Here is a 10488-nt window from a genome sequence, read left to right as displayed (position 1 = left end):
GCAGGCGGGCGGCGGAGCGGATCAAGGACACCGCGCGGGCGGCGGCCGCCTTCGGTGTCCGGACCGTCATCGGCTTCACCGGCTCGGCGATCTGGCATCTGGTGGCGATGTTCCCGCCCGCATCCCAGGCGATGATCGACCGCGGGTACCAGGACTTCGCCGAGCGCTGGAACCCGATCCTGGACGTCTTCGACGCCGAGGGCGTGCGCTTCGCCCACGAGGTCCACCCCGGCGAGATCGCCTACGACTACTGGACCACCCACCGCGCCCTGGAAGCGGTCGGTCACCGCAGCGCGTTCGGGCTGAACTTCGACCCCTCCCACTTCGTGTGGCAGGACCTGGACCCGGTCGGCTTCCTCTACGACTTCCGCGAGCGGATCTACCACGTCGACTGCAAAGAGGCCCGCACCCGCCTGGACGGCCGCAACGGCCGCCTGGGCTCCCACCTCGCCTGGGGCGACCCCCGCCGCGGCTGGGACTTCGTCTCCGCCGGCCACGGCAACGTCCCCTGGGAAGACGTCTTCCGCATGCTGCGCTCGATCGACTACCAGGGGCCCGTCTCGGTCGAGTGGGAGGACGCCGGGATGGACCGGCTCCAGGGCGCCCCGGAGGCGCTGAAGAGTCTCAAGCGCTACGACTTCGAGGCCCCGTCGGCCTCCTTCGACGCCGCGTTCGCAGGCGGCGAGAACTAGGCCGTCCATCGCACGAGCGTGAACCGGGCAGGCCGCTGACAAACCGTCACAACGCGGCCGCCAGGTCGATTCGGGCTGCCCCGCCCCGCCTTTGTCCTGATTCTGGAAGAAGTTCGCCGTTTCGCTGCGCAAGGGGTTCCGGCCAAGGACGAACGGGGCTACGGTCCCTTCGAGCACAGGAACCACACAGTGGTTCGCAACTGACGACGCGTTGAGGCCGTACGGCGCACCCTCGTTCGACCGACCGACGAAGGACGACCCCGCCAGACCCCGCAGACCCCGCAGATCCGCAGACTCGCAGTCCCGCAGACCTCGCACCGCACAGGGCCAACAGCCCCAAGACACCCGCATCTCGGACCGGCGGCTCCTTGCCGCCCCGCACAGCGCAGCCGCGTCCACCACCACGGAGCAGCCCTCCGGACCGCGCGGCCGAAGCCGTCCCCATGCCGACGGTGGGCGAGGGGCCCCGCGCCCCCGCCGACCGTCCTCCAACCGCACCGGACCAACGACATGGCAGGGAGGCAGCCCGTGAACAACGACGGGAACGCATCGAAGCCCGGGACCGCCGGGACCACCGCACGTACCGGTGTCTGGTTCGTCGGAGCCCGCGGATCGGTCGCCACCACCGCCGTCGCCGGATGCGCGGCCGTCGCCGCCGGACTGCACCCGCCGACCGGCATGGTCACCGAGACCGCGCCCTTCGACGGCACCGGCCTGCCGCCCCTGACCTCACTCGTCTTCGGCGGCCACGACACCGTCCACTCCCCGCTGCCCAAGCGGGCCGAACACCTCACCGAAGCGGGCGTCCTGCCGCACGGACTCGCCCCCGCCGTACGCGCCGAACTCCAGGCCGCCGACGAGGAGATACGGCTCGGCGGCCCGCTTCCCGACGACCCGCGAAGCGACGAGGAGCTCATCGCGGACTTCTCGGCCGACCTCACCTCGTTCCGGGTGCGCAACGCACTGGCCCGGGTGGTCGTCGTCAACCTCTCCTCCACCGAGCCGGTCCCGGCGCCGGACGCCGTGCGGCTGCCGCCCAGCTCCCTGTACGCGGCCGCTGCCGTACGAGCCGGGTGCCCCCACGTCAACTTCACACCGTCCACCGGGCTGCGCACCCCGGCCCTCACGGAAGCCGCCGCCGCCCGGGCGCTGCCGCACGCGGGCCGGGACGGCAAGACCGGCCAGACCCTGCTACGGGCCGTACTGGCGCCGATGTTCGTCCAGCGGGCCCTCACGGTCCGCGCCTGGTCCGGGACCAATCTGCTGGGCGGCGGCGACGGGGCCGCCCTGGCCGACCCGGCCGCCGCAGCGGCGAAGAACGCCGGCAAGGAACGCGTCCTCGCCGACACCCTCGGGCGCACACCGCAGGGCGAGGTGCACATCGACGACGTACCCGCGCTCGGCGACTGGAAGACCGCCTGGGACCACATCGCCTTCGACGGCTTCCTCGGCACGCGGATGGTCCTCCAGACCACCTGGCAGGGCTGCGACTCGGCCCTGGCCGCGCCCCTCGTGCTCGACCTGGCCCGCCTCGTCGCCCGCGCCCATGAAGCGGGCCTGTCCGGCCCGCTGCCGCAACTGGGCTTCTACTTCAAGGATCCCGACGGGGGGCCGGCGGGTCTCTCGGAGCAGTTCACCGCCCTGCTGTCCTTCGCCGACCGCCTGCGGGAGGCACCGTGACGCGCCCCTTCCGGCTACCGGCCACCCCACGGCAAGGGCCGACTGCGTCGCCGTAGAGCGATGGCACCCGCTCGTCACCCCCTCGGCCCGTCACCCCGCGATGCGGCCTCCTTACGAGCGTCGACCCCGGTCCGCTCGTCCTGTTCTCCACCCCCCGTTTCTCCACCCCCCGCTGCTCCACCCCGCGCAGTACCCGGCCGTGCAGCGGCCACCGAAGTGAAGTCCCTTCTCCCGCGGCTCGCCGGCCCCGCCCGAGGCGGAGACGGAAGCCGCGAGGCACCCGCAGCACCGCGACGACGAAAGTGAGAACCCTGTGACCGCGTTCAACGACGAAGCCGTCACCGGCGACGCCCTGCGCCGCACCCTCGGCGTCAGCCGCCGCCGCTTCCTCAGCACCTGCACGGCCGTCACCGGGGCGGCGATCGCGGCCCCGGTCTTCGGCGCCGGCCCCGCCCTGGCGCAGGACAGAGCGCAGGCCGGCGGCCACGACCACGGCCGTTCCGCCCTGGTCCCGCCGCACAAGCGCGGCATCATCCTCTACACCGTCAGGGACGCGATAGCCCGCGACCCGCTCGCCTCGGACCTGCCCTCCGGCTTCCGCGAGGTGTTCAAGCAGCTGTCGCGTTTCGGCTACCACCAGGTGGAGTTCGCCGGATACGGCCAGCACGCCAACGCGGCCGGTGGCGCCGACCTGGGCACGGTCCAGGGCGCGAAGCTGCTGCGCTCCTGGCTCGACGAGTACGGCCTGCGGGCACAGGGCAGCCACGGCTACATCCCGCCGTCCTGGCCGCTCACGACGGCGGACCGGGACACCTTCAAGCGCTGGCTGGAGATCGCCAACATCATCGGCATGGACCACATGGGCACCGGCGCCGACCCCACCAACACGGCCTACCGGGCGGACTGGGACGTCGCCGCGGAGAAGTGGAACACGCTGGGCGCCATCGCCTGCCGTGAAGGCATCAAGCTGTACACCCACAACCACGACGCCGCCTACGACTTCCTGCTCGACGGCGGGCCGCTCGACGCCCAGGGCCGGCCCACGCGCAGCTCCGGCATCCGCAAGCTGGAGTACTTCCTGAAGGTGACCGACCGCAAGAGCGTCTACCTGGAGCTCGACGTCTTCTGGGCGCACGTGGCCCAGTACAAGTTCCACACCTACACCGCCCACGACGGCTCCCAGCGCGAGAACGTCTTCGACCCGGCCGCACTCGTCCAGCGCAACAGCGCCCGTTTCCCGCTCTTCCACGCCAAGGACGGTGTCGTCAACCCGCAGAGCGGTCTGGGCTACGACATGGTGCCGTTCGGCACGGGTGACATCGACTACCGGCGCTTCTTCACCCGGGTGGGAGCGAAGAACTACCGCAACCCGATGGTCGAGCAGGACAACGCGCCCAGCACGACCGTGCCCGGCCAGTCCCTGGACTTCGCCCGCATCGGCTACCAGAACCTGGCGGCCCTGCGCGCCCGCCACTGACGAAGCACCCTCCTCGCACTGTGCCCTGACGAAGCGTCACGCGACTGTCCGTCGCTGACGAAGCGTCATGCGTCCACCCACCAGGCGCGCTTCGCCGTCCGACGTGCAGAGCGCGCCTGGCTCCTGATCCGCCTCCAACCCGCAGCGGCCGGCCGGCCTTGCGAACCGCTTCGCGGCCGGCCGGCAGACCAGACCGAAGGAGTTCTGAGTGCGCACCAGACGGATCGTCACCCTCCTAGGGGCCGCCACCCTGGCCGGAGCCGTCGGGCTCCTGCCCCTCACCCCGGCGCAGGCCGCCAAACCGGACCCCGCACCGCCGGCCGCGTCGGACTTCCAGAAGGTCACCCTCAACGACCGCCCCGGCGAGCCCATGGCCCTCGCCGTGCTCCCCGACCGGCGGGTGCTGCACACGGCACGTACCGGCGAGGTCCGCATCCACGATCCCAAGAGCGGCGTGAACTTCCTCGCCGCCGACATGAAGAAGAGCCCGGCGGGGCTCTACCAGCACGACGAAGAGGGTGTGCAGGGCATCGCCGTGGACCCCGGCTTCGCCAAGAACCACTGGGTGTACCTCTACTACTCGCCCCGCCTCGACACCCCCATGGACGACCCGGCCACCCCGGGAGTCAACGAGGGCGACGCACCCCAGTTCGGCACGGACGCGGACTTCGCCAAGTACAAGGGCGTCACCCGCCTGTCGCGGTTCAAACTCGTGGGCAACAAGCTCGACTTCGCCACCGAGCAGAAGGTCATCGACGTACCGGCCGACCGCGGCATCTGCTGTCACGTCGGCGGAAAGATCGACTTCGACCGCAAGGGCACCCTGTTCCTGTCGACCGGCGACGACTCCAACCCCTTCTCCTCCGACGGCTACGCCCCGCTCGACGACCGCGTCGAGCGCAACCCGGCCTACGACGCGCGGCGCACCGCGGGCAACACCAACGACCTGCGCGGCAAGGTCCTGCGTATCCAGGTCAAGCCCGGTGGCGGATACCGGATCCCGCACGGCAACCTCTTCGCACCGGGCACCCCGAAGACCCGCCCCGAGATCTACGCCATGGGCCTGCGCAACCCCTTCCGCTTCGGCGTCGACGACAAGACCGGCGAGGTCTACGTCGGCGACTACTCGCCCGACGCCAACACCGCCAACCCGGGCCGCGGCCCCGCCGGCCACGGACGCTGGATGGTCATCGACCGCCCCGCCAACTACGGCTGGCCGTTCTGCGTGACCCAGGACATGCCGTACCAGGACTACGACTTCGCCACCCAGACCTCCAGCGGCGCCTTCGACTGCGCGAAGCCGGTCAACGACTCGCGCCACAACACCGGCCGCAGCGTGCTGCCCCCGGTCGAGGACGCGGAGATCGTGTACGGCTACGGGGCCTCCGCGGAGTTCCCGGAGCTCGGCACGGGCGGCATCGGCCCCATGGGCGGCCCGGTCTACCAGTACGACAAGGGCAACAAGGCCCAGAACCGCTGGCCGCAGTACTTCGACGGCAAGCCGCTCTTCTACGAGTGGACCCGTGACCAGATGAAGGCCATCACCCTCGGCAAGAAGAACGAGGTCCTCAAGATCGAGGACGCGATCCCCACGATCAAGACGGACGGCCCGATCGACGCCGAGTTCGGCCCCGACGGCGCCCTGTACGTCCTCGAATACGGCACCGGCTACTTCGCGGAACTGCCCGAGGCCCAGCTCTCCCGCATCGACTTCACCCGCGGCAACCGCACCCCGGAGCCCAAGGTGGCGGCCGACGTGGTCAACGGCACCACCCCGCTGACCGTCCAGTTCTCCAGCGCCGGCACGACGGACGCCGACGGCGACGCCCTGCGCTACGCCTGGGACTTCGACGCGAACGGCACGGTCGACTCCAGGGAGGCGAACCCGAAGCACACGTTCACCGAGAACGCCGTCTACGACGCCACGCTGAAGGTCACCGACAGCACCGGGCGTTCGGCCTCCGCGTCGGTTCCCGTCGTCGTCGGCAACAAGGCGCCGGTCGTCGCGCTCACCACCGACCCGGCCCCGCACGGCGGCACCCCGTTCCACTGGGGTGACACGGTCACCTGGCAGGTCACCGTCACCGACGACCAACCGGTGGACTGCGCGAAGGTCAGCGTCTCGTTCATCCTCGGCCACGACTCGCACGGGCACCCGCTGTCGACGAGCAACGGCTGCTCCGGATCGTTCAAGACCTTCGTGGACGGCGGCCACTCAGGCTCGGACAACCTCAAGGCGGTCTTCAACGCCACCTACACCGACACACCCCCGGCCGGCCTGCCGTCCCTCTCGGGCAGCGCCGAGGTCGCCCTGACCCCGGCCGACTGACCGGCGACGACGACACCAGACGGGGCGCCGCTGGGGGGGGCGCCCCGTTTGTCGTACGTTCATGGCCTGCTGTCAGTTCTTCGCCAGCCCCGGCAGGTGCTCGGCCAGGTGCATGGCGTGGAGCTGCGCGAACTCGTCGTGCGTGCAGTCCCCGTAGGCGGGGTGGGTGGCGTGCGCTCCGGTGTGGCCGGAGAACAGGGCCACCGCCTCGGCGAGACCGGCCGCCGCGTCGGACACCGGCAGGTCCGGGTCCAGTGGCGGCGCCCCCTCGATCTCCGCACCGAGCGGATGCTTCATCGCACCCCGGCGCAGGAAGACCTGCTTGGCGAGTCGCCCCACCGTGGCCCGGTACAGGCCCGGCTTGAGCACGGGGTATCCGGTCACGGAGTAACGGATGGTCTGGGCGCAGTGCTGAACCGTCTGGGAGAGGTTCCAGGAGCTGCCGGGCGCCAGGAGATCGCGCTCAGGGCGGGCGTCGTGCTGGGAGAGCGGCTTTATCAGCTGCTCAAGGTCGGGGGAGTGCATGGCAGGAGCTTACGCGGCGGCCGAAGGGATGGCCGGGGCCGTGGCGGTGGTCGAGGCCGTCGTCCGGCTGGAGGAGGTGTTCGCTGAGTCGGCGCGCGCAGCCCTCGACCGCTACAAGGCCCGCACCAACCTTTACGTCGGCGACGTCAAGGGCGTGAACCCGTCGGACCCGAAGAACGCGCTCGGCCTGTACCCCGTCGACCAGAACGGCACGCAGGGCTGACGCCCTCCTCCAACTGATGCGGAATCACACGGGAGATGGGCCGTCGGGCACGATCGGCTCCGGGGGGGCGGAACGGGGGACGACCGACACACGCCGGGCCGTTCCTCGCCGCCGCAGCCTGCGTGGACACTCGGGCCGCCGCGACGGCTCACCGCACCCGGGGCTGGTCGTGCCGTGGGCGGGGTGGCTCGGCTCAGTGCACGCAGATCCGCTGCACGGCGTCGTCGATGGCTGCGGTCTGGGCCGCGGTGGGTACGACCGGAGCCCGGCCCTCTCGGCGGTCGTTGCGCACGGTCACGAACAGCAGCGGCGTTCCGGGCGGCGGGAGCGGCAACTGGCAGTAGACGTTGAGGCGCGTGTGCAGGACGAGCGCGCGACCTGGCGGGAGAACGGCGACCGGTACGGGCCGGGTCTGGAGGAAGCCGTCGTAGCCCTGTCGCGATCCCGTGAGCGTCACGGCGGAGGCGGAGGCGATACGGATGGTGACGCCGAAATCGAGGCTGGAGCCCTGCGGCATCTGGACGCCCGTGATCCGGACGGTGGTGGCGGCGACCGGGTCGGGCGGTGGAGGCGGGGGGCGCGTGGCCGCGACGTAGCCGAGGACCGCGCCCAGGGCGACAGAGCCGGACGACACCGCGATCGTCATCCGGGCGCGGCGCGACAATGCCCGCCAGCGCTCCCCGAGCAGCGGACGGTCCGCGCCGACGTTCTCGACGACGTCCCTGCCCTGGTCCTCGGGCTGAGTCACCATGTCCGGAGCGTAGAGGTGTCGGCCGGGTGATGGGTACCGGCCGGACAGCCCGGTCTCAGCTCGGAGCTCGGACCTGACTGCCACGGCCCCGGCTCAGCTCGGAGCTCGGAGCTCGGAGCTCGGACATGACTGTCCAAGCTCCGAGCGCATGGCCCACCGGTGTCTCGTCCTCGCCGACTTCAGTCGCTCCTGGTGAAAGTGCCGAGACCGTTCGCGTCGAGGTTCTCGACCTTGACCTTGTCGGCGCGTCCGCCGGATCCGACGGTGAACGTCACGCCGGACAGGCCGACGGCGTTTTCGCCGGTGGTGCGGTAGCTGAAGGTGTTTCCGTCGTAGTGGCGCAGGGGGAATCGCTGCTTCTTGGGCCCGAGTTGCATGGTGAGTTCGTCCCCTTGGGCGCTGATGGTCAGTGGGCCGTAGTAGTCGTTGGCGTATGTTCCGGTGTAGGTGCTGGTCGCCTTGGCGGGTTTGGGCGTGGCCGGCGGCTTGGTGTAGTCGACCGGCGAGCGTTCGCCTTCCGTCGCCTGCTTGAAGATGGGCCCGAGGAATGTCAGCCAGTCGACGGTCGGCCCGCCGGTCTGCGCGGTGTCCAGGAACGTGGTGGAGATCGCCTCGGGCACACCGATCGGCTCACCGTTGGTCAGAACGACGATGCCGAGCTTCTCCGACGGCAACAACGCCACGTTGGTGGCCGCCCCCAGTGCGAAGGCGCCGGAGTGGCCGAGCTTCAGCCTGCCCTGGTCGTCGTAGCTCACGTTCCAGCCGAGCCCGTAGAACCCGGCCCTGCCCGCGGGGGAGTGCGGCGGCTCGGAGACGATGTGCGGCAGGTGGGTCTCCTCCAGAGCGTCGGCGTCGACGACCTTGCGGCCCTCGAACTCTCCGTTGCCCAATTGCAGGCGCAGCCACTTCGTCATGTCCCGGACCGTGGAGCTGGCCCCGCCCGCCGGGCTCTGGGCATCCGCGTCGCGCACGTACTCCGCACGCCAGGTGCCGTCGGTCTTCACGTGCAGGGTGGCCTTGTTCTCCGCCTTCTTGTAGTCGGCGAACGAAGAGCTGGTGGAGTTCATCCCCAGCGGCCGGTACACCTTGTCGGCGGACAGCTTCTCCCAGCTGGTCCCCGCCGCCCGCGCGGTGGCGACGGCGGCTTCGGTCAGCCCGAAGTTGGTGTACGCGTAGTGGGCCCGGAAGGGGGCCAGCGGTTCGTAGCGCAGGTGGTCCAGGATGTAGGAGCGGTCGTAGCCGAGGTCTTCCAGGAGGTCTCCGGCGTGGTCGGGCAGTCCGCTGCGGTGCGAGAACAGGTCGGCCAGCGTGACATGGCGGCTGACCCACGGGTCCTTCAGCGCGAAGCCGGGGGTGTACTTGACGACCGGGTCGTCCCAGCCGACGGTCTTCTCGCCCACGGCCGCGGCGACCACGGTGGAGGCGAGGGGTTTGGAGACCGAGGCGAGCTGGAAGACCGTGTCCGCTCCGACCCGGTCCTTGGTGCCCACCTTCCGTGTGCCGAACCCCTTGAGGTACATCACCTTGTCGTCGTACACCACGCCCACGGCGACTCCGGGTACGCCGGTGCGGCGCATGGCGTCCTGTACGACGCCGTCCAGTTGGCTCACCGCGGTCTCGACCTTGGCGCGGGTGAGCTGTGACGGTGGCTGGGCGGGTGGGACCGTGGGCAGCGGCGAGGTCTTGGCGGCCGGGCGGGCCACGGCGGCGGTGTCGGCATCAGCCTGGGTACAGCCGACGGCCAGCGCCGCCACCAGGCCCAGTGCCGCGGCGGAGCGAAGGGGCCGGTGGCATGCGCTGTCGATGGGGGACATGGCGTCCATGAAATCCCCCTCGCTGACACCTGTCGCGGCTGGCGGACCGTTCGGGGGACCGGTATACGCCGTAACGCCGCCCGCTGAGGTGCGAGAACGCCGTCTGCGGCCGCCGTTTCCCTCTGCACCGGATGGGCCACCACCTCTTTCCTGAGCGACGTCGCTCGCCGAGGCCAGGACCCCACCTCGTGGCGCTACCGATGACCCACCCGCCCCGCACGCGATCACGACCGGTACGGCACAATCGCGCTTCAGTGGCGGGCGAAGGATTGGGTGGGGACGTGGGGCGTCTTGGCTGGTGGTCCCGGCGTAAGGGCATACCGAACGAACCGGCCCTCCTGGCCGCGGCCGCAGAGAACCCGGGAGGCAGCGTCGCCGAGATCGACCCGGCGTACATCGACGACCCGAACGGCTATGTGCCTCCCGAGGCGATCCGCGGCGCGTGGGTGGTGGACGACCACGGGAAACTGACGGGTGAGTACCGGGAGAATCCCCGGCACGGGGCACCCCAGGACGATTTCGGCAAGCTCACGGATCCTGATCACTGGCTGGGCTGGCTCGGCGACGACCCGGCGATCGCCGTACGCGAGGGCGTCGAGGAGTGCCTGCGCGCCCAGGTCGCGGACGCGGTGGTCGAGTGGGTCAAGATCACTCAGACGCCCCGGTTTCTCACGGGCGGCCGTCGGCATTCCGAGGACGCGGAGCTCATGCTGGTCACCCGCGCGGCACTCGCGGCACCGTTCGCGCTGTCCGTACGCACCGCACAGCACGGCCGCTCCGTCCTCCTGGGAGTGTTCTCCTGGGCGGCGGTGAACCTCTCAGGGCCCGGCGACCGCAAGGACCGGCACTGGTTCGACCTGGATGTCGACCTCGACTGGGCTGGTGAGCGACTTCAGGAACGGATCTATGAGATCGACGGCGAGGGCAGCGCTGCCGGGCGATAGAACATCGACAGCCCCGGAGCGGGTGGCCGGGCTCAAGGAGCACCCGCTGCGAT

The 10488-nt window shown here is 70.7% G+C and carries 9 protein-coding genes; 6 read left to right on the top strand and 3 right to left on the bottom strand.

The annotated features are described in order from the left end of the window. The 4 genes from AQJ54_RS34420 to AQJ54_RS34405 all read left to right on the top strand — a co-directional run. On the top strand, window positions 1–692 hold a 692-nt coding region (locus tag AQJ54_RS34420), incomplete at its 5' end, for a sugar phosphate isomerase/epimerase family protein (RefSeq protein ID WP_062244116.1). A 528-nt stretch (window positions 693–1220) separates the two neighbouring features. Further along, a complete protein-coding gene (locus tag AQJ54_RS34415) occupies window positions 1221–2372 on the top strand; it encodes an inositol-3-phosphate synthase (protein ID WP_062244113.1) in 1152 nt (383 codons plus the stop codon). Between the two features lie 313 nt (window positions 2373–2685). Next, the gene (locus tag AQJ54_RS34410; RefSeq protein ID WP_062244111.1) at window positions 2686–3849 is read left to right on the top strand and encodes a sugar phosphate isomerase/epimerase family protein; all 1164 of its coding nucleotides are present in this window, start codon (window positions 2686–2688) and stop codon (window positions 3847–3849) included. A 208-nt stretch (window positions 3850–4057) separates the two neighbouring features. Next, window positions 4058–6178, top strand: a complete 2121-nt coding sequence (locus AQJ54_RS34405) for a PQQ-dependent sugar dehydrogenase (RefSeq protein ID WP_062244108.1) — start codon at window positions 4058–4060, stop codon at window positions 6176–6178. A 72-nt stretch (window positions 6179–6250) separates the two neighbouring features. Here AQJ54_RS34405 and AQJ54_RS34400 read toward each other — a convergent pair whose 3' ends face one another. Beyond that, on the bottom strand, window positions 6251–6703 hold the full coding sequence (locus AQJ54_RS34400) for a DUF1569 domain-containing protein (protein ID WP_062244106.1): 453 nt from the start codon (window positions 6701–6703) through the stop codon (window positions 6251–6253). On the opposite strand from AQJ54_RS34400, the gene AQJ54_RS46970 reads away from it, so the two are divergent. Beyond that, window positions 6702–6926: a hypothetical protein gene (locus AQJ54_RS46970; protein ID WP_248845493.1), complete on the top strand. Its 225-nt coding sequence runs from the start codon at window positions 6702–6704 to the stop codon at window positions 6924–6926. The two genes, AQJ54_RS34400 and AQJ54_RS46970, sit on opposite strands and share 2 nt — an antisense overlap. 193 nt (window positions 6927–7119) lie before the next feature. Here the strand turns inward: AQJ54_RS46970 and AQJ54_RS34390 are convergent, their stop codons facing one another. Both AQJ54_RS34390 and AQJ54_RS34385 read right to left on the bottom strand, forming a co-directional pair. Continuing rightward, window positions 7120–7677, bottom strand: a complete 558-nt coding sequence (locus tag AQJ54_RS34390; protein ID WP_062244101.1) for a hypothetical protein — start codon at window positions 7675–7677, stop codon at window positions 7120–7122. A gap of 179 nt (window positions 7678–7856) precedes the next feature. Beyond that, window positions 7857–9491, bottom strand: coding sequence for a serine hydrolase (locus AQJ54_RS34385; protein ID WP_381012776.1), 1635 nt, complete (start codon window positions 9489–9491; stop codon window positions 7857–7859). Between the two features lie 281 nt (window positions 9492–9772). Here AQJ54_RS34385 and AQJ54_RS34380 point away from each other — a divergent pair, with 281 nt between their 5' ends. After that, entirely contained in the window at window positions 9773–10435 is a 663-nt protein-coding gene (locus AQJ54_RS34380) for a hypothetical protein (RefSeq protein ID WP_062244096.1), read from the top strand. Window positions 10436–10488: the final 53 nt, after the last annotated feature.

The organism is Streptomyces griseorubiginosus, assembly GCF_001514195.1.
Classification (GTDB): Bacteria; Actinomycetota; Actinomycetes; order Streptomycetales; family Streptomycetaceae; genus Streptomyces; species Streptomyces griseorubiginosus.
Note: the sequence above shows the minus strand (reverse complement) of the source record. Positions and strands in the feature narration are given on the sequence as shown.

Coding starts and splice junctions, on each gene's coding strand:
- AQJ54_RS46970 (WP_248845493.1), top strand. CDS start 6,702: ATGGCAGGAGCTTACGCGGCGGCCGAAGGGATGGCCGGGGCCGTGGCG.
- AQJ54_RS34390 (WP_062244101.1), bottom strand. CDS start 7,677: ATGGTGACTCAGCCCGAGGACCAGGGCAGGGACGTCGTCGAGAACGTC.
- AQJ54_RS34385 (WP_381012776.1), bottom strand. CDS start 9,491: ATGTCCCCCATCGACAGCGCATGCCACCGGCCCCTTCGCTCCGCCGCG.
- AQJ54_RS34400 (WP_062244106.1), bottom strand. CDS start 6,703: ATGCACTCCCCCGACCTTGAGCAGCTGATAAAGCCGCTCTCCCAGCAC.